Below are 18,785 nucleotides of genomic sequence, written 5' to 3'. Positions count from 1 at the left end.
CCGAAGGACATGGCCACGGACCCCGGTGGGACATCTGACACGGGGCTCGGGGACTGTGGAGGTGGGGCTCCGCAGCGCCCGGTTCCGGGGGTCCCGGAGGTGGGGGGAAATGAGCGGCCACCCGGGTCAGCGGGTGATCACGACCTTGCCCACCGGGGAACTCGGCGGGCAAGGGACTTGAGCCAGTTCTGAGCTTCCGGAACCGTCTTGACCTGCCGTTCCTCCCGTACCTCTCCTCGCATACCGCGCGGCTCCCGACGGCCCGCCCGCTGCGCGGCTCGTCACCGGCCCGCTCTCGACAGCCCGCGACGGCCCGCCCGTCGGGTGCGCGGGAGCGCTACTCCGTGCGGTTCGCGGGAGGCCCCGCGGGCTGCGGGCTCTTGAAGCCGATGTCCTGGTAGTGGGGCGCGCCGAAGCCGAAGGCACCGACGTTCACCAGCTTCTTGTCGGTCGCCACGAGCTGCGGCCGCTGGAACAGGGGGATCGACCCGGCGACGGCCCAGATCCTGGCGTCCACCTGCTTGATCAGATCCCGGGCGGCCCCCTCGTCGAGTTCGGAGACCGCCTGCTCGAAGAGCTGGTTGATGTGGTCCGTGCCGACGCGGGTGTAGTTCTGCTCGACCAGCAGCGAACCGTCACCGGCCGGCACCGGTTTGGCGTAGATCGGGCGGCCGTCGGTCGCCGGGTAGGCCGTGGCGGGCCAGGAGTAGAGCGCCAGGTCGTAGTCGCCGGCGGCGATGTGGTCCCGGAAGTAGCTGTCGTCCGAGACCCTGGTGATCGTCGTGCCGATGCCGATCGAGTCGAGCATCGCCACGATCTTGTTGCCGACCATGCGCAGCGGCTCCGCCCCGGGCCCGGACGGCAGGACGAAGCGCAGGTTCAGCGGCCGGCCGTCCTTCCCGAGCGGGCCGCGGCCGGTCTCCGGTGCCGGGGCGGCGGTCCCGGCGGGGGCGTAGGCACCGGCCGCGCCGCCGTGGTGGTGCTGGTCCTGGGCGGCGACCCCGGCGGTGACCCCGGTTCCGGTCAGTCGCCCGGCCTGCCGCAGCAGGGCGGCGCTGTGGGCCGCGGCGACCGGGGCGGGGGCGAGGACCGGAGAGCCGGTGTCCGCGTCCGCGTCGCCGGACTTGCCGTCCTCCCCCACGATGTAAGGGCCGTCGGCGGCGTCCGTGCCGGTCACGCCGCCGCTCCTGCCCTCACCGTTCTTGCCGCCGTCGGCGTTCTTGCCGTCCTTCTCCGTCTTCTCGGCGTCCTTCTCCTCGGCCTTCTCGGCGCTCTTCTTCTCGGCGTCCTTCTCGGCCTCGCTGCCCGCCTTCGCGCCGCCCGGCTTCTTGGCCGCGCCCTCACGGGTCCATCCCGCGTCGGCGAGCAGGGCCCGCGCCTCCTCCTTGTCCTCGGCACCCAGTGCGCCGCTGCCGTCCTGGTATCCGGGCTGTCCCGCCAGGGCCAGGTGGCTGCCGAGCGGTGCGGCGGGCAGGCCGAGCGGCTTGAGCACGGTGTCGGCGAGTTCCTGCCGGTTCAGGGCCCGGGCGACCGCACGCCGTACCCGCTCGTCGGAGAGCGGTCCGGACTCGCCGTTGAGCGCGAGCTGGGTGTACGCGGGCTCCAGCGATTTGCGGACCACGTACCCGCCCAGCCCGTTCTGCTCGGCCGTGTACGCCTCGGCGGCGGCCCGGGCCTTCTCCCTGGCCGCCCGCGCGGCGGCCGCCTCCGCCTCGTTCGAGCCGTGCGCCATCGCCCAGGAACGCATCGCGGCGGCCGGGCCGTCCGTGGCGCCGGGTCCCTGGGCGGGAGGCTGCCCGTTCGGGCCGTTGCCGCGGCCCGCCTGCGCGATCCGCTGGGCCGTGGCGGCGTCGATGTCGGCGACGTCGACCTTGTGCTCGGTCAGGGCACGGACGCGGTCCTGCGGGGCGACGGCGCGGAAGACGAGTGAGCGGAGTTTGGCCGTTCTGCCCCACCAGCGCGGTTCGCGGACGAGGGTGACCTCGCCCGCCTTCCGATCCACGCCGCCCAGCCGGAACGGCCCGGCCGTGACCTTGAGGGCGGTCCGCGCGCCGTCGTTGAAGGCGTTCGGGGTGCCGGTCACCTCCTTCGGGTACAGCGGCGAGAAGAGCGAGCGCCAGTCCGCGTACGGCTTGGCGAAGGTGACCCGGACCTCCAGGTCGTCGGCGCCGCGCTCGATCTTCTGGATGCGGTCGTAACCGGCGTTGCGCGCGGTCCAGTACGCCGAGTTCTTGCCGCTCAGCGCCCGCCACTGGGCGACGAAGTCGGGCGCTCCGATCTCCCGGCCGTTGCTCCACACCGCCTTCTGGTTGAGTTTGTAGCGCACCACCTGCCGGGGTTCCCGCTCGGTCACCTTCGCGGACTCCAGGTAGTCCGGGTCGGGCTGCGGCCTGCCCTGGGCGTCCAGTGGGAAGAGCGTCGGCAGCAGGGCGCCCGTGACGCGGGTGGTGGAGCCGTCGGCGTCGGCCTGGAACGCGTTGAAGGTGGCGGGCACGGCGTCGATCGCCCAGTGGGCCGTGCCCCCGGAGGCGACCGAGCCGCGGCTCGCGGCCGCGATGTCCTGGGGGGCAGCGGCCGTCGCCGTTCCGTCGTCGTCGTCGGCGGTGCAGCCGGCCAGTACGGGGAGCGTCAGCACACCCGTCGTGAGGAGCGCGAGCGAACGGCGCTTACGTGCCGTCCCCCTCGGGACGCCGACGTGGGACATGGCTGATACCTCCGGGGCCGGCCCGGCCCGCCCGCACCGAGGGGCCGGATGGTGCATATGTCATGGCATATGCAGCTGATCACACTGCTGTCGCTCCCCCACTGAAAACGCCCCCACGCAAGAGGCGGCGCAGACACGGCGCGCGGCTCCCCCAAGCTCACCCGCGCAGCGCAACGCGCCGGGGTACGCGCCCGCGACCGCCGCGAGCGCGCCCCGGATTCCGTACCCCGTGACGTTCGCCCCCGCGCACACCCGGCCCGCGCTCCGAACCCCCCGTACCCCGCTCCGGATTCCGCCCCTCCGAGGCGCTCGACCCGTACCCCGGCCGGTGTTCCGCCGCCCCGCGCAACCCGGCCCACGCCCCCCGTGTCGACCTGCGAGCCGTCGACCGGATCCGGCGCCCGCGCGACGCCCGCGCGCCTCACCGACGCGCCAGGGTGAGCCGAGCTTTCTTGCCCGTCACGCACCGCGCGAATTAGGGTGAATGCGCTTTCAATAGAGGGATCGGTGCGTTCCGGCGGTGCATCCGCGCGGACGGAAGAGAACGGACGGTCGGTCGAGTGAGCGCCCCCACGGTGTACGACGTCGCCGAACGGTCGGGCGTCTCCATTGCCACCGTCTCCCGCGTCTACCGAACCCCCGATTCGGTGCGCGCCCAGACCCGTGAGCGGGTCCTCGAAGCCGCTCGCCGGCTCGGGTACGTGCCCAGTGGGAACGCCCGGGGCCTGGCCAGCCGGACCACCGGCGTACTCGGCCTCTGCTTCCCCGACTACGCCGACCCGGACGCCGAGGCCGACGCGGAGGCGGACAGCGACACCGACGACGCGGTGATGCTCTACTCCGACCAGATCATCCGCGGCATGGAACGCGCGGCACGCCGACACGGATACGCGCTGCTGATCGCGGCGTCCCTGGAGGGCGGGCCGGAGAGCCTCGTCGCGAAGGTGGCGGGGCGGGTCGACGGGTTCGCCGTGCTGGCGCGGACGGTGCCGACCGAGGACCTCGAAGTGATTTCCCGGCGGCTGCCGGTGGTGATGCTCGCCGGGCCGCGCGAGATCGACCATCTCGACCACATCGTCGTCGCGAACGCCGACGGGGAGCGCGAACTGGCTCGCCACCTGATCGAGGACCATGGGCTGCGCAGGCTCGCCTTCGTCGGCGGCGAGGTCGAGTCCCCGGACGCCGAGTCCAGGTTCCGCGGCTTCCAGGAGGCGTGCCGCGACGCCGGGCTCCCGGTCCCGGACGCGCCGCACCTGCGGGCCGAGATGATGACGCAGGCGGAGGGCGCCCGGACCACCGAGGCGCTGCTGGACCGGGACGGCGAACGCCCCGAGGCCCTGCTGTTCGCGAACGACCAGATGGCGGTGGGCGCCCTGCGGGCCCTGGAGCGGCGCGGGGTGCGGGTGCCGGAAGACATCGCGGTGACCGGCTTCGACGGCATTCCGCTCAGCCGGATCGTGCGTCCGCCCCTGACCACCGTCCGCCAGCCCATCCGCCGGCTCGGCGAACAGGCCGTCGAGTTGCTGGTGCAGCGGCTGGACGACAAGACGCGCGAGCCCGTCTCGCTGATGCTGCCGGTGTCCGTGGTCCGCCGCGCGAGCTGCGGCTGCGGCTGACCGGTACGGCCCGCGCCGTCCACGGTCGACCGCCACGGCTCGCCCTCGCGCCGGGCCCTCCTCGTACACCGGGCCCTCGCCGTATACCGGGTTCTCCCCGTACACCGGGCCCTTCCCGCTACCCGTACGCGCCGCGATACCGCGTACGCCCGCGCCCGGAGCGCGCCGCCCCCTCCCTCCCCGTACGAGCCCGTACGAGCGAGCCCTGCACCGTACGACTGCCTCGCCCCGTGCGCCCGGCGCACCGCCCGGCGGCGGATCGTCCGGCGCACCGGAGACACCGGGCCCGCCCGTCCGGGGCCCCCGGGCCCTCCCCCGGACGACGTGCCCGCCGGGCCCTCCCCCGGACGACGCGGGCCGGGCGCCCGCTCCGGTCCTTCAGATGCGTACGCCCGAGCCCTGGTCCGCGCGCCCGGCGCGTACGCCGCCTGCCGTCCCACGCGCGGCACTCCCGTCAGGACCCGCCCCCCGTCACGCCTTCAGGCACGTTCTCGGGCAGACCGTCACGCCTTCAGGTGGGTACCGAAGAACCGGCTCCGGGCCGCCCGCAGCTCCTCCGTCTCCGCCGCCCCGTCCGGATAGTCGAAGTGCCCCGCGCTCAGCACCTGGAGTTCGCGCGCGCCGGGGAGGGCGTTGTGGACGGCGAACTGCCCCGGCGGCGGCACGGACGGGTCGAAGAGCGCCGCCGCCACCAGTGTGGGCAGCTCCAGCCGGGTCGCGGCCGTGGCGGCGTCGAAGTACCGCAGCACCTCCGTGACCTCCGGGTGCCCGCGGTGATACCCCCGCACCGCCTCCCCGCTCCCCGCGCAGCGCAGGGTGAGCCGCAGCGGATGGTTGCCGAAGGTGGGAACGGTGAGCTGCCCGGCCCCGAACCGGTCGTCCCAGGGCAGGGCCAGCGCGCCCAGCCCGCCGCCGAAGCTCTCGCCGAGATATCCGAGCCGCGGGCCGCCCGCCGCCGGGTCCGTCTCCGGGACCAGCTCGTTCAGCGCGGACGCTGCGCACCACAGGTCCGCCACGCAGTCGCCGATGACGTAGGTGTCGCGGGAGGCGATGCCGTGCAGGACGTGACCGCCGGAGGTGTCCGGGACGCCCTCCCACAGGCCGCGCGCGGGCAGGCCCCGCACGCACGGCAGGATCGCCGCCGACCGGGGCAGCGGCAGCGGCACGTCGGGGCCGGGCCCCTGACGGCCTCCGTACCCGTGCCCGATGACGAATCCATGCTCCGCCGCGCCCTCGACGGGCAGCGCGAGCCAGCCTCCGAGCCGCGCCCCGCCGACCGACGTGAACGTCACCCCGTGGATCCGTACGCCGTCGCGCTCCTCCTCCAGCGGCCCCAGCTCCGGCTCCGTGGCGACCGCACGCGCCTGCGCGTACCGATTCCGCCAGAAGGCGTCGAAGTCGTCGGGGGCCTCGGGGGCGGGGATGCGGAGCAGTTCGTCGAGCGTGCGCCCATAAGTCGGATCGAAGGGGAAATCGTGTTCGAACGAAGTCATGGCCACGACAGTAGCGAAGACGCGGGTGCGCCTTATCGCACTATCCGTGACGCCTCACGAACAATCCGTCATATTCGCCCGCCAACCGGTCACTCCATTACCAACTTCGCAAACAGTGCACCTAACGTGCCAAGTCGAACCTTCAGGTGTCCGGCACGTTGCGCGAGTGTGACCCAGCACCCTCTTGCGGAATCCTGAATTCCTGTCGCAGAGTGATGTATGCGCTTACAGGCAGCGCATACATCCGGATCGCTCAAGGAGGAGCCCTCCATGCCCCGCACCACCAGAAACGTCTCGGTCGGGATCGCCGTCGCCGCCGCCCTCACCTTCGGCGTCACCGCCTGCGGCAGTTCCGGTGGAGACGGCGCCGCGGCGGACGAGAAGCAGACGCTCACCGTCTGGGCCATGGGCGCCGAGGGCGAGAAGCTCACGGATGTGGCCAAGGAGTACACCAAGGACCACCCGAACGTGACTGTGAAGGTCACCCCGGTCGGCTGGGACGTCGCCCACCAGAAGCTGGTCTCCGCCGCCGCCGCCGGCACCCTGCCCGACGTGGCGCAGATGGGCGGAAGCTACCTGGGCGAGTTCGCCGAGCTCGGCGTTCTGGAGCCGGTCGACACCAAGAAGTTCGACGAGAAGGACTTCTTCGCGTCCGGCTGGAAGCAGGGCGAGGTGGACGGCCAGGTGTACGGCGTGCCGTGGTACGTCGACACCCGCGTCCTCTACTACCGCACCGACCTGGCCGAAAAGGCCGGTGTCACCAAGGCTCCGACCAACTGGAAGGAGATGCAGGACCTCGCCACGGCCTACCAGAAGAAGGCCGGGACCAAGTGGGGCCTGTCCATCCAGCCGAGCGGCCTGGACACGGTGCAGAACTTCTACTCCTTCCTCTACTCCGCCGGCGGCGAGATCGTCGACGACAAGGGCAAGGTCGTCATCGACAGCCCCGAGGCCGTGAAGGCGCTCAAGGAGTACGGTTCCTACTTCGACAAGGGCCTCGCCAACAAGTCCGTGCAGCCCGGCTACGACGTGGTGAAGGACTTCGGCAACGGCCGCGTCCCGATGTTCTTCGGCGGCCCCTGGCACGTCACCCTGCTGAACGAGGGCCAGCCGCAGATCAAGGGCAAGTGGGCGGTGGCCAACGTGCCCGCCGACGCATCCTCCGTCTCCATGGCCGGCGGCTCCTCCCTGGTGATCTCCAAGGACAGCAAGCACAAGGCCGCCGCCACGGAGTTCATCGAGTACCTGACCGACACCGAGGGCCAGGCCGACTGGTACAAGCGCACCAAGGACCTGCCGGCCAACACCTCGGCCTGGACCTCCGGCGACCTCGCCGACGACGCCAACCTCCAGGTCTTCAAGAAGCAGATGGACACCGCCAAGTCCTCGCCCTCGCTGTCCAACTGGACCGAGATCACCGACAAGGTCGACCAGGCCATCGCCAAGGTCACCCAGGGCAAGGCGTCGGCCGAGGACGCGCTGGGGACGGCCCAGTCCCAGATCGAATCCCTCGTGAAGTGATCAACGGCCCCGTGATGTACGCGAAGCAGGAGCCATGCGCACCATGACCACAAAGGCCGCGGAGTCGGCCACGGTGCAGGCCGGGCCGGGGACCTCCGGGTCCCCGGCCACCGGGCCCGCGGGTCGCCGGGGCGGCCGGAGACGCTCGATGAGCGTGCAGAACCTGTCCGGCTGGCTGTTCTCCACCCCGTTCCTCGTCCTGTTCCTCGTCTTCATGGCATTCCCGATCCTCGCGACGCTGGTGATGAGCTTCACCGACTTCGGGCTGCGCAATGTGACGCACCCGATGGACGCGGAATTCATCGGCCTCGACAACTACGTCAAGCTGTTCAGCGACGACAAGTTCCTCAAGTCGCTGTTCAACACCGCGTACTTCGTGGTGGTCGGGGTCCCCCTCACGATCTTCCTGGGGCTGGGCATCGCCGTACTGCTGAACAACGGCATCGACCGGGCCAGGACCTTCTTCCGCGTCGGCTTCTACGCCCCCGTGGTCACGACCATCGTCGCGGTCGCCGTCGTCTGGCGGTTCGTGCTCGACCCGAGCGACGGACTCGTCGCGGGGCTCTTCTCCGAAGTGGGGCTCACCGCGCCCGACTTCCTGGGCTCCGAGAAGCTGGCCATGCCCTCGATGATCGCGATGGCGGTCTGGCGCAACCTCGGCACGGTCATGGTGCTCTTCATCGCCGGCCTCCAGGCCATCCCCACCGAGGTGCGGGAGGCGGCGCGGCTGGACGGCGCCGGTGTCTGGCAGGAGTTCAGGAGCATCACCGTCCCCCTGCTGCGGCCCACGCTGCTCTACGCCACGGTGATCACCACCATCGGCTACCTCAACGTCTTCGAGGAACCGTTCGTGATGACCCAGGGCGGCCCCTCGGACTCCACGCTCACCGTCTCGCTGAACATGTACCGCGAGGGCTTCAACTTCTTCCACATGGGCTATGCGAGCGCCATGGCGTATGTCCTCTTCGTAGTGATCATGGGCATCACGGTGCTGCAGCTCCGACTGCTGAAGGACAACACGAAATGAGCGCCACCAGTGCACCGGGCGCCGTCCCGACGGTGCCGGAGAAGAAGTCCGGGGACACCCGGTCGACCGGTACGCGCGGGTCGGGCGGCCCGAGCCGGGTCCTCGTCTACGTGCTGCTCTCCGTCGCGCTGCTGGTCATGTCGGCGCCGTTCCTGTGGATGGCGGTCTCGGCCTTCAAGACCCCGCGGGACTTGGCGGCCAGCCCGCCGGTGTGGCTCCCGAGCGAGTGGACCCTGGAGAACTTCCGGGGCCTGCTCGACAAGCTCGACCTGCCGCTGTACTTCATGAACTCGGTGATCGTGGCGGTGCTGGTCACCGTCTCGAACCTGGTGTTCTGCTCGATGCTCGGGTACGCCCTGGCCAAGCTGAGGTTCGCCGGACGCAACAAGATCTTCGCGCTGGTCCTCGGCGCCCTGATGGTGCCCGGCAACCTGATGCTGCTTCCCCTGTTCGTGCTGATGAGCAAGCTCCGGCTGATCGACTCGTACGCCGGCCTGGTGCTGCCCTTCGCGGCCGGGGCGTTCGGGGTCTTCCTGATGCGGCAGTTCATGCAGTCGATCCCGGACGAGCTGCTGGAAGCGGCCCGGATGGACGGTGCCGGGGAGTGGTACATCTTCTGGCGGATCGTGATGCCGCTGGTGAAGCCCGCCCTGGCAACGCTCTCGATCTTCACGTTCCTGGGCTCCTGGAACAACTTCGTCTGGCCGCTCATCGCGACCAACGATCCCGACAAGTACACCCTGCCGGTCGCGCTGGCCACCTTCGCGACCGACCCCAACAAGGCGGGCGGCTCCAACGGCGTGCTGATGGCCGGTTCGTTCCTGATCGTGCTGCCGGTGCTGGCCGTCTTCATCGCGCTCCAGCGGCACTTCACCCAGGGCATCGCCACGGCGGGCATGAAGTAGCGGCCCGCACCCCGCCCCGCCACCAGGACCACTCCGGGCCATCCGTCACCAGGTCCGCTCCGGAGTGCGCTCCGGGCGGCCCGCTCCGGAACACCCGACGCGAACGGGCCGCTCCGGAGCACCCCGATCCGGGGCGGCCGGGCCCCGCACACAGGGCCGGGTCGAGGCCCCGACCCGAGGACCCGGTCCTCCGGCCCGGCCGCCCCACCGAAACGTACGAGGCCGTGCCCCACACCCATACGCCGGCCACACCCCTCTCACGCACCAGAAGGACATTCCGCGATGACTCACACCCAGGTCCCGTTCCCCGAAGGCTTCCTGTGGGGCGCGTCCACCGCCGCCCACCAGATCGAGGGCAACAACACCAACTGCGACTGGTGGGTCAAGGAACACACCGCGGGCACCCACATCCAGGAGCCCAGCCTGGACGCCTGCGACAGCTACCACCGCTGGCGCGAGGACATGGACGCGCTGGCCTCCCTGGGCTTCACCGACTACCGGTTCTCCATCGAGTGGGCCCGCATCGAGCCCGCCGAGGGCCGCTTCTCCCGTGCCGAACTCGCCCACTACCGCCGCATGGTCGAGGGCGCCATCGAACGCGGGCTGCGCCCCATGATCACGCTGCACCACTTCACCGTGCCGCAGTGGTTCGAGGCACGCGGCGGCTGGACCGCCGAGGGCGCGGTCGAGCTCTTCGCCCGTTACGTCGCGGCCTGCGCACCGGTCATTGCCGAGGGCGTCGCGTACGTCTGCACCATCAACGAGCCGAACATGATCGCCGTCATGGCGGGCCAGGCCAAGCGCGGCGACAACAGCTTCCCGCCCGCAGGCCTGCCGACCCCCGACGACGAGACCACCCAGGCCGTCATCGCCGCACACCACGCCGCCGTCAAGGAGGTCCGGGCGATCGACCCCGGCATCCGGGTCGGCTGGACCATCGCCAACCAGGTCTACCAGGCCCTGCCCGGCGCCGAGGAGGTCACCGCGGCCTACCGGTACCCCCGCGAGGACGTCTTCATCGAGGCCGCCCGCGGCGACGACTGGATCGGTGTGCAGTCCTACACCCGCACCAAGATCGGCCCCGAGGGTCCGATCCCGACCCCGGGCGACGCCGAGCGCACCCTCACCCAGTGGGAGTACTACCCGTCCGCCGTCGGCCACGCCCTGCGCCACACCGCGGAGATCGCCGGCGAGGACATGCCGCTGATCGTCACCGAGAACGGCATCGCCACCGACGACGACGCCCGTCGCGTCGACTACTACACCGGTGCGCTGAACGAGGTCGCCCGCGCGCTGGAGGACGGCCTGAACATCCAGGGCTACCTGGCCTGGAGCGCGCTCGACAACTACGAGTGGGGCTCCTACAAGCCGACTTTCGGCCTGATCGGCTGGGACCCGGAGACCTTCGAGCGGCTGCCCAAGCCGTCCGCCCGCTGGCTGGGCGAGATGGGCCGCACGCGCGCCCTGCCGCGCATCGCCGACTGACCTCGGCCTCCCCCGACCGGGAGTGCCTCAAGAGCGCTCCCGCCCGTACGGGGGCCGGTGCCGCCTGACGGCCGCCGGTTCCCGTACGCACCGCCCGTGCGGGCGACGCGCGTGTCCAGCTCCGCCGACGTGCGCCGCCCGCACGGGTTCCGTACGACCCCGGCGCCCCGCGCCATCAGCACGAACGACGAACGAAATCCGTCCACCGCCCACGGGCGGTGGCTCTTCTCCGAAGGATTCCGATGGACCGTCGCACGTTTCTCACCGCCGCGGGAACAGGGGCCGCCGCCCTGTCCCTCGGCGCCGTGTCCGCCTCCTCCGCGAACGCCGCACCCGCCGCGTCGTCCCCCGTGAGCGCGGCAGCCGCCCGCGCCGCCGCGTCCCGGCCCGCGCACGGCCCGAACGCGCCGCTGCTGCTGCGCTGGTTCCGCGACACATACCGCTCGATGGAAGCGATGACCACCGACTTCGGTCTCGCCGTCGACAAGATCGACGTCAGCGGCCCCGGCGCCCCCGTCCAGTCGCGCCAGACCTCGCCGACCAACATCGGCTGCGGCCTCTGGTCGACGGTCGCCGCGGCCGGACTCGGGGTGATCGACGGCACCACGATGGAACGTCGCCTGGAACGCACCGTCCGGGCCGTCGAGAAGCTGGAACGCCACCACGGCTTCTGGCTCAACTGGTACGACGCGCACGACGGTTCGGTCATCACCGAGTGGCCCGGAACCGGCGACCCGGTACGCCCGTTCCTGTCCTCCGTCGACAACGCCTGGCTGGTCACGGGGCTGCGGATCGCCGCCGACGCCGCACCCGCCCTGCGCCCCCGCATCGGCCGCATCCTGGCCACCGCGGACTGGTCCTACTACTACACGCCGTACGACGCGGCCGACCCCGTCGCCGGACCCGGACAGCTGCGCGGCGGCTTCTGGACCGACACCGGGGAGCCCACCGGGCACCACTACGGAGCGCTCAACACCGAGCCCCGCATGGCCAGTTATCTCGGCATCGCGGACGGTTCGCTGCCCGCCGACCACTACTGGCACCTGCTGCGCACCATGCTCCCGGAGCACGAGCAGGAGCAGCACCCGCAGGGCTCCTACGTCACCATGGACGGCGTACGCGTCTGGCAGGGGCACTACACCCACCGGGGCCGGAAGATCGTCCCCAGCTGGGGCGGGTCCATGTTCGAAGCGCTGATGGTGCCGCTGTTCGTGCCGGAGGCGGAGTGGTCGCCGCGCTCCTGGGGCCTCAACCACCAGCGTTATGTGCGCAGTCAGATCGAGCACGGCATGGCAGAGGCGCAGTACGGGTACTGGGGCTTCTCCCCCTCCAACATCCCGGAGGGCGGCTACCAGGAGTACGGTGTCGACGCCATCGGCATGCAGGTCGACGGATACGCCTCCAACACCGACCGCACGTACACCACGGACGGCGCGCCGCTGCCGCCCCCGTCGGCGTTCACCAACGGTGTGGTCACCCCGCACGCCTCGTTCCTCGCCCTGCCCTACGCGCCGGACGAGGCGATCGCCAACCTGCGCGCGCTCGACCGCGACTTCGGGGCCTACCACGCCGGATACGGCTTCCGGGACTCCGTCAACGTCGGCACCGGACGGGTCAGCGACTATGTGCTCGCCCTCGACCAGGGGATGATCGCCGCGGCACTGGCCCAGGCGCTCCGGCCGGGTCTGCTGCAGAAGCCGTTCCGGACGGGCGGCTTCCAGGCCCGGGTGCGTCCGCTGCTCGCCAAGGAGCGCTTCTCCATCTGATCCACCGAGCCGAGCCCCGGCGCCGGGTCCTGGTTCCGGGGGGGGCGGCCGGGCCGACCCCGGTTTCGGCAGGTCCGGTCGGTCTGGTCGGTTTGGCAGGTCCGGTCGGTCTGGTCGTGGGTGGCGCCGCCGTGCCCGGGGCGGCGGCGCCACCCGCCGGGTCGCGGGCAGAACACAGCGGACATAGCCTCACAAACGTGGCACCACTCCTGATGCGTATCCGCATACCCGGCCCGCCCGGACCAGGCCGGGCCGCACTCACCGGGCCGTGGGCGGTGTGCTGGACGGCGGCGTGCTGGTCGACCCTCCCCCGGACGGCTCACGCCGCGGCCTCCGGCGCCCCGGCCCCCGGAACCGGGGACTTCGGCGCAACCGGCGCCGTGGACCTGATCGTGCCGCTGGCCGTCCTCGCGGGTACCGTGGCCACCGCCCTTCACGCGCGCGCCCGACGCCGACGGCGGGCCGTCACCCGTACCACCCCCGGCACGGCCGGTTGGCCTCCGGAGAGGGTGCACGAGGAATCGGGGCACGGGCCCCCGGCCGACCGCTGAACGGACCGCGGCGCCGTTCCCGCTTTCACGCCGGGCCGTTCAACGCCCGGCCCGATGCTCATCCATTCCCCGCATGCCCATTCCCCGCAGGTCCGTTCCCTGCCCGCCAGGTCCGGCGCACGCCCGTCCCATTCCGGACACGCCCGGCCCGCCCGGTGCGCAGCCGACCCGTTCGGCGCACCCGGTCCGGTACGCGGCCGGTCCATGGGGAACACGCCCTGTTCAGTACATGCTGAGCAGTTGCTCCAGCGTGGGTTCGGCGGCCGACGACCCGTCGGGCAGCGCCAGTTCGAACCACACGGTCTTGCCGCGCGGCGTCCGCCTGGACCCCCAGCCCGCACTCAGCATCCCGACCAGTTGGAGCCCGCGCCCGCCCTCGTCGGTGTCGCGCGCGCGGCGCCGACGCGGCTGGACCAGGCCCGCGTCCCACACCTCGCACACGAGCGTGCGGTCGAGCAGCAGCCGGAGCCGGATCTCACCCTCCCCGTACCGCAGGGCGTTGGTGACCAGCTCGCTGACCAGCAGTTCGGTGGTGTCGACCAGGTCGCCGAGGTCCCAGGCGAGCAGTTGCTGCCGGGCCAGTTCGCGGGCCCGGCCCACGGAGCGGGGCTCACGAGGCAGCCTCCAGTCGCCGACGGCGTCGTCCGGGAGTCCCCGGATGCGGGCCATGAGCAGCGCGATGTCGTCCTCGCCGTGCCGGGTGTCGAGGGTGGACAGGACGTGGTCGCAGACGTCCTCCAGTGGCCGCCGCGGTGCGACGAGCGCTTCCCGCAGGGCCTTGAGCCCTTCGTCGAGCGGATGATCGCGGGACTCGACCAGGCCGTCCGTGTAGAGGGCGAGCAGGGCGCCCTCCTTCAGTTCGACCTCGACCTCCTCGAAGGGTTCACCGCCGACACCGAGCGGCATGCCGGGCGGGACGTCGACCATCACGGTCCGCCGGCCCGGCTCGACCACGGCCGGGGGGAGGTGGCCGGCGTTGGCGAAGGTGCACCGTCGGGTGACCGGATCGTAGACCGCGTACACGCACGTCGCCAGGTACACCTCGGAGAGGTCCGCCTCACGGTTCTTGTGAGCGGCCCGCGAGGACCACTGAGCCCCGCCGCCGGAACCGCCGGGGAAGGCGCCGGTGGCGCGGCCGGGCGTGCCAAGCCCCCGGGCGACCTCGTCGAGGGCGGCGAGCACCTCGGCCGGTTCCAGGTCCAGCAGCGCCAAGGTCCGTACGGCGGTGCGCAGTTCGCCCATGGCCACGGCTGCGCGCAGGCCGCGCCCCATCACGTCGCCGACGACGAGGGCGGTGCGGTGGCCGGGGAGTTCGATGACGTCGAACCAGTCGCCGCCCACCTCGGTCGCCGTGTTGCCGGGGAGGTACCGGCAGGCGATGTCGAGTCCGGCGGCCTCGGGGTCACCGGGCGGCAGCAGGCTGCGCTGGAGGATCAGCGCCCGTTCGTGCTCGCGCCGGTAGAGGCGGGCGTTGTCGATACAGACCGCGGCACGGGCGGCGAGTTCGATGGCCAGGCCCCGGTCCCGGTCACCGAAGGGTTCGCTGCCCTTGGTGCGGGAGAACTGGACGAGGCCGACGACCGTGTCATGGGCGACCATCGGAACGGCCAGGGTCGACTGGACGAAACCCCGGTCGTCGCCGGGCACGTCCTCCACATGCCCGGTGCGCAGCGCGACGGCGCAGGGCGAGTGGTACGGGAACCGGTGCACCGAGCCGAGCGCGGGCGTGCCGTCGCCGGCGCGGGCGGGGTCCGCCGTGGTGGCGGGCAGGGCGTCCGACACGGCGCTGGCGAGGGCGACACGGCGCAGTTCGGCGGAGCCGCCGACGGACTCCTGGCGGAGCGAGTCCCAACTGCCGGGCGGCGCGTCGTCTCCGGTGAGCAGTCCCTGGTAGAGGTCGACGGAGGCGAGGTCGCAGAAGCCGGGCACGGCGACGTCGAGGAGTTCGCGGGCAGTGGTCTCCAGGTCGAGGGAGTTGCCGATGCGGGCGCTGGCCTCGTTGAGCAGGGCGAGGTTGCGGCGGGCACTGGCCGCCTCCCGGGCAGCGATATGACGCGACGTCACATCCGTTGCCAGTCCGGCGATGCCGACGGGGCGGCCCGATCCGCTGTGCACGCGATAGAGGTTCATGGACCAGTAGCGATGGTCCGGATCGCCGGGTGCGTGGCCGACGAGCTGGAGGTCGGTGACGGACGTGCCGGTCCGCAGCACCCGCTTCAGGGTGGCGGTGAGACGCTCCGCCTCGGAGCGGGAGAGGTAGTCGTCGACGGTGCGCCCCCGGTGGTCCGCGGCCCGGCCGCCGAAGACCGTGGCGAAGCGCTCGTTGGCGCGCACCACCGTGAGGTCCTTGCCGAACAGCACGAAGCCGAAAGGAGATTGACCGAATATCGCCTGTGACGCGGCGAGGTCCGTCTCGATACTCCGCAGGGCGCGGACGTCCACGACGATGCAGATCGCGGCCCGCTCCCCGGTCTTCGTCTCGCTCGGCATCACATAGAGCTCGGCGAGTCCGCGCACCCCCCGCTCCCCCGGTATACGGAAGGGGACGAGGCCCGTCCACTCCCGCCCGTCGAGGATCTCGCCGACCCGGCGGTGGCCGTCCCTGCGCAGTTCGGCCGGCATGAACGCCTCGACCGGGTCCATGCCCACCGCAACGTCAGCGGCGATGCCGAACAGGCCGGCGGCCCGTCGGCTCCACTGCTCGATCAAGCCGTCGGCTCCGATCGAGAAGGAGGCGACTCTGATGTAGTCGTAGATCGAGCCGGGCGGACTGTTCTGCCACACGATGCCGCCCGCCGTTCCAGGTATTTCGCTCACGCGACCGTCCCCTCCAGCTCACACACCGGACCGGTCCTGACCGCAGTATTCAGCACTCCGGCCCCGACCGACACGGCGTTCACGATCACAGCACGGTCTCAGTCCCTTTCGGACAGGTTCTGCTCGACCTCCGGTGATCGCCGTGCGCGTCGTCCCACCCCACTCCTAACCAGGCAGCGCCAGCTCGAACCACACGGTCTTACCGCTCTTTCCACGCCTGGTCCCCCAGCGACGGGCGGAGCACGCCACCAATTGCAGCCCCCTGCCGCCCTCGTCCTCGGGCCCGGCCGTCCGTTCGGTGGGCGGATCCGGAAGCGGATCGGAAACCTCCACGAGCAGTCCGGCGCGGGCGGACGCGGCGTCACCGTTGGGGTGGGGGCGTTGCAGGCGCACCTCGATGGGACCCGATGTGTACCGCAAGGAGTTGGTGACCAACTCACTGACCAGCAGAACCGTCACATCCCCGAGGGCCGAGTCGAGCCCCCAGCCGCGCAACGCCTCGTGGACGGCGCGCCGCGCGGTTCGCACCGCACCGGGCACGGCGGGAAAGGTCCACTCGGCGCAGTCGCCTTCGGTGTCGATCACGCCGATCACTTCCCAAGACCAGCATCGGGGGCGCCCGGCTTTCGCCGGATAATCAGGACATACCCGTTATTTAGCGCGAACTATCGCCTGGATCGGCACGTGGGGCGTACGGGTGTATGACCCCGCACACGAACAGATGTGCGCAGGGGAAGGGGCGCACGGGCAGAGCGCCACGCGCCGGAACGGCGGGAGACGGCGCCATCTTCCGCCCGACTCCACGTCAGCGGCGCACGCCCCAGCGGTCGGCCCGCGCTCGCCACACCCGGCCGCCGCACCGGGAGAGGTGCGGCATCAGCCCCCCGCGCAGGCGCTGTCCGACAGGCAGCGCAGCGCAGCAGCGACGGCGGGCAGGTCCTGATCGAGCCAGTCGACCGCGTCGATCTCGTCGGGCCCGAGCCAGCGCAGTTCGTCATGCTCCTGGAGCGGCGCGGGCACCCCGGATACCAGCCGGACCGTCCACACCCGGAGCACATACCCCGGTTTCAGGGGCCACTCACCGGGGACGCGCTCCAGGGGCCGCGCCTCCACACCGAGCTCCTCGCGCAGTTCCCGTACGAGCGCCTGCTCACCGGTCTCCCCCGGCTCCAGCTTTCCTCCCGGCAGCTCCCAGCGGCCCGCCAGCTCGGGCGGGGCGCTGCGGCGCGCGGCCAGCAGGCGGCCCTGATCGAAGACGGCTCCGGCCACCACCACACGATCGCTCATGAGCCGGAGCGTAACGCCACGGGCAGGGACGCTGGGCGGCCAGGTGCGCCGGGAGCCCCACGGGCGCATCATGGGCGGGTGCGCCACCGTTACGTCATGGACGGGTGCGCCGACCGACGCGCTCCACCCAGTAGAGCTGTTCATGGCCGTGGATCTCCAGCTTGTCGGCCATCTCCTGGGCCTCGCCACGGGTGGCGTACCTGCCGACGCGGTAGCGATTGCCGTTGTCGTCCCGCCGTATCACCAGCCAGGGGAGCTCGGCACCGCTGTCGGTCATCGCGCCTCTTCCAACCATCGCGCCCCTCCCGCGAACGGCTCGCACGTCTTCAAGGATCTCCAGGAATCCGCAGTACGCATATGCCGGAGCCTACGCCAAGCCTTTACTCAACGGATACGTAATAACACAAAGAGGTACTGATCCGGCCACGCGAGAGGGGCGCACCCCCAGCGGATGCGCCCCCGGCGGATGCACCCCCGCGGCCGGGCCGATCCGGCCGCGCGGCCCCCTGCCCGCTCACCCTCCACAGGCTTGCCAGGGCGTGGCGAACAACAAGGGCGGTCGCCGCTCGTCGTCACGCTCCCGGCCCGAAGCCGCCCCGTTCAGGGGCGGCCTCCCATACGCGCCGGTCATTTGACCGGAAGGTGGTAGGCGACCTGGAACCGGTCGGCGGGCACCACCACGTCCGCTGTCTCGACCGGCCGCCCCGAGGCGTAGAAGGTGCGCTCGACCACCATCACGACGTGGCCCGGAACGCCGCCGAGCGCCAGGAGCTCCTCCGCCAGCCCCGGGCGCGCGCCGACCTGTTCGACCACGTTGTCCACGACGACATCGATCGCGGCCATCCGCTCGACCACCCCGCAACCGCCCAACGGCCCCTCCTCCGGCAGCATCACCGGCGTACGCCCCGTCAGCGCGAGCGGCTCCCAGGAGGTGGAGAGCATCATGGGCTCCCCCGCCTCCCGGAAGGTGTAGTCCGTGCGCATCACCCGGTCGCCCGGCTCGACCCCCAGGCGCTCGGCGACTGCACCGCTCGCCGCCACCTGCTCACTGCGAGACTCCCACGTGCCTCGCGCGCCGTCCGCCGTCTGCTCCTGACGGAACGAACTCGCCCCCGAGGCGGGCCGGTAACCGGAGCGGGCGATCCGGCGCGGCGCCGTGCGCTCCCGCACATAGGTACCGGAACCGGAGCGCCCCTCGACCAGCCCCTCGGCCATCAGCACCTTGCGCGCCTCCAGCGCGACGGTGTCCGACACCCCGTACTCCTCGCGGATACGGGCCTGGGACGGCAGGCGCGTACGCGGCGGCAGCGAACCATTGACGATCTTCTCTCTCAGATCGCCCGCAACACGCAGATAGGCGGGCTGCTCACCGAAAGTCACAGGCCTCTCCCAACAGGTTGACAGTCTGCAACAGATTGACAACGGTCGGTTGCTCATCGCAAGCAAAGGCCAGGGTTTCACTCGAAGTGATGATCCGTTGCGGCGATCCGCATGACGGGGGCCATACGCAGGAACAAACCGTACATGCGTCCGTACATCATGCATCCGCGCAAAGAGCGAGGGGCGGCCGCGACCGCGACCGCCCCTCATATGTCCCCGGGTCGGCTCAGGCC

Annotated in this window: 14 protein-coding genes; 7 read left to right on the top strand and 7 right to left on the bottom strand. The window is 71.5% G+C overall.

The window, feature by feature from the left end; genetic code table 11:
- Positions 1-337 precede the first annotated feature (337 nt).
- A complete protein-coding gene (locus ACIHCL_RS21605) occupies positions 338-2,704 on the bottom strand; it encodes an ABC transporter family substrate-binding protein (RefSeq protein WP_399864023.1) in 2,367 nt (788 codons plus the stop codon).
- Between the two features lie 560 nt (positions 2,705-3,264).
- On the opposite strand from ACIHCL_RS21605, the gene ACIHCL_RS21600 reads away from it, so the two are divergent.
- Positions 3,265-4,320 carry a LacI family DNA-binding transcriptional regulator gene (locus ACIHCL_RS21600; RefSeq protein WP_399864022.1) on the top strand — a complete coding sequence of 352 codons (1,056 nt, stop codon included), beginning with the start codon at positions 3,265-3,267 and terminating at the stop codon, positions 4,318-4,320.
- A gap of 503 nt (positions 4,321-4,823) precedes the next feature.
- Here ACIHCL_RS21600 and ACIHCL_RS21595 read toward each other — a convergent pair.
- Entirely contained in the window at positions 4,824-5,813 is a 990-nt protein-coding gene (locus ACIHCL_RS21595) for an acetylxylan esterase (protein WP_399864021.1), read from the bottom strand.
- A gap of 270 nt (positions 5,814-6,083) precedes the next feature.
- Here ACIHCL_RS21595 and ACIHCL_RS21590 point away from each other — a divergent pair, with 270 nt between their 5' ends.
- From ACIHCL_RS21590 to ACIHCL_RS21565, 6 genes are all read left to right on the top strand, one after another.
- Positions 6,084-7,334, top strand: coding sequence for a sugar ABC transporter substrate-binding protein (locus ACIHCL_RS21590; RefSeq protein WP_399864020.1), 1,251 nt, complete (start codon positions 6,084-6,086; stop codon positions 7,332-7,334).
- A gap of 34 nt (positions 7,335-7,368) precedes the next feature.
- Complete coding sequence (locus ACIHCL_RS21585) at positions 7,369-8,361, top strand: carbohydrate ABC transporter permease (RefSeq protein WP_399864018.1); 993 nt, start codon at positions 7,369-7,371, stop codon at positions 8,359-8,361.
- Positions 8,358-9,266: a carbohydrate ABC transporter permease gene (locus ACIHCL_RS21580; protein WP_399864017.1), complete on the top strand. Its 909-nt coding sequence runs from the start codon at positions 8,358-8,360 to the stop codon at positions 9,264-9,266. Before ACIHCL_RS21585 ends, ACIHCL_RS21580 begins: the two co-directional genes overlap by 4 nt.
- Positions 9,267-9,548: 282 nt before the next feature.
- A complete protein-coding gene (locus ACIHCL_RS21575; protein WP_399864015.1) occupies positions 9,549-10,751 on the top strand; it encodes a glycoside hydrolase family 1 protein in 1,203 nt (400 codons plus the stop codon).
- Between the two features lie 242 nt (positions 10,752-10,993).
- Positions 10,994-12,517, top strand: a complete 1,524-nt coding sequence (locus tag ACIHCL_RS21570) for a glucoamylase family protein (protein ID WP_399864013.1) — start codon at positions 10,994-10,996, stop codon at positions 12,515-12,517.
- A 197-nt stretch (positions 12,518-12,714) separates the two neighbouring features.
- Positions 12,715-13,068 (top strand): hypothetical protein, encoded by a 354-nt coding sequence (locus tag ACIHCL_RS21565; RefSeq protein WP_399864012.1) that lies wholly within the window; start codon positions 12,715-12,717, stop codon positions 13,066-13,068.
- Between the two features lie 222 nt (positions 13,069-13,290).
- Here the strand turns inward: ACIHCL_RS21565 and ACIHCL_RS21560 are convergent, their stop codons facing one another.
- From ACIHCL_RS21560 to ACIHCL_RS21540, 5 genes are all read right to left on the bottom strand, one after another.
- Complete coding sequence (locus ACIHCL_RS21560) at positions 13,291-15,852, bottom strand: SpoIIE family protein phosphatase (RefSeq protein WP_399864205.1); 2,562 nt, start codon at positions 15,850-15,852, stop codon at positions 13,291-13,293.
- 198 nt (positions 15,853-16,050) lie between these two features.
- Complete coding sequence (locus ACIHCL_RS21555; protein ID WP_399864010.1) at positions 16,051-16,479, bottom strand: ATP-binding protein; 429 nt, start codon at positions 16,477-16,479, stop codon at positions 16,051-16,053.
- Positions 16,480-16,761: 282 nt separating this feature from the next.
- Positions 16,762-17,172, bottom strand: coding sequence for a (deoxy)nucleoside triphosphate pyrophosphohydrolase (locus tag ACIHCL_RS21550; protein WP_399864009.1), 411 nt, complete (start codon positions 17,170-17,172; stop codon positions 16,762-16,764).
- A 94-nt stretch (positions 17,173-17,266) separates the two neighbouring features.
- Positions 17,267-17,449 carry an SPOR domain-containing protein gene (locus ACIHCL_RS21545; protein WP_399864007.1) on the bottom strand — a complete coding sequence of 61 codons (183 nt, stop codon included), beginning with the start codon at positions 17,447-17,449 and terminating at the stop codon, positions 17,267-17,269.
- Between the two features lie 350 nt (positions 17,450-17,799).
- Entirely contained in the window at positions 17,800-18,552 is a 753-nt protein-coding gene (locus ACIHCL_RS21540) for a GntR family transcriptional regulator (protein WP_399864005.1), read from the bottom strand.
- Positions 18,553-18,785: the final 233 nt, after the last annotated feature.

Origin of the sequence: Streptomyces sp. NPDC052042, from assembly GCF_044548345.1 — a bacterium.
Lineage (GTDB): Bacteria > Actinomycetota > Actinomycetes > Streptomycetales > Streptomycetaceae > Streptomyces.
The sequence above is the reverse complement of the archived record's forward strand: the minus strand, read 5'-3'. Positions and strand labels throughout refer to the sequence as shown.

What these genes read in the sequence shown, in the direction of transcription:
- ACIHCL_RS21590 (WP_399864020.1), top strand. Translation starts at nt 6,084, where the DNA reads ATGCCCCGCACCACCAGAAACGTCTCGGTCGGGATCGCCGTCGCCGCC.
- ACIHCL_RS21550 (WP_399864009.1), bottom strand. Translation starts at nt 17,172, where the DNA reads ATGAGCGATCGTGTGGTGGTGGCCGGAGCCGTCTTCGATCAGGGCCGC.
- ACIHCL_RS21595 (WP_399864021.1), bottom strand. Translation starts at nt 5,813, where the DNA reads ATGACTTCGTTCGAACACGATTTCCCCTTCGATCCGACTTATGGGCGC.
- ACIHCL_RS21580 (WP_399864017.1), top strand. Translation starts at nt 8,358, where the DNA reads ATGAGCGCCACCAGTGCACCGGGCGCCGTCCCGACGGTGCCGGAGAAG.
- ACIHCL_RS21605 (WP_399864023.1), bottom strand. Translation starts at nt 2,704, where the DNA reads ATGTCCCACGTCGGCGTCCCGAGGGGGACGGCACGTAAGCGCCGTTCG.
- ACIHCL_RS21575 (WP_399864015.1), top strand. Translation starts at nt 9,549, where the DNA reads ATGACTCACACCCAGGTCCCGTTCCCCGAAGGCTTCCTGTGGGGCGCG.
- ACIHCL_RS21570 (WP_399864013.1), top strand. Translation starts at nt 10,994, where the DNA reads ATGGACCGTCGCACGTTTCTCACCGCCGCGGGAACAGGGGCCGCCGCC.
- ACIHCL_RS21545 (WP_399864007.1), bottom strand. Translation starts at nt 17,449, where the DNA reads ATGACCGACAGCGGTGCCGAGCTCCCCTGGCTGGTGATACGGCGGGAC.
- ACIHCL_RS21585 (WP_399864018.1), top strand. Translation starts at nt 7,369, where the DNA reads ATGCGCACCATGACCACAAAGGCCGCGGAGTCGGCCACGGTGCAGGCC.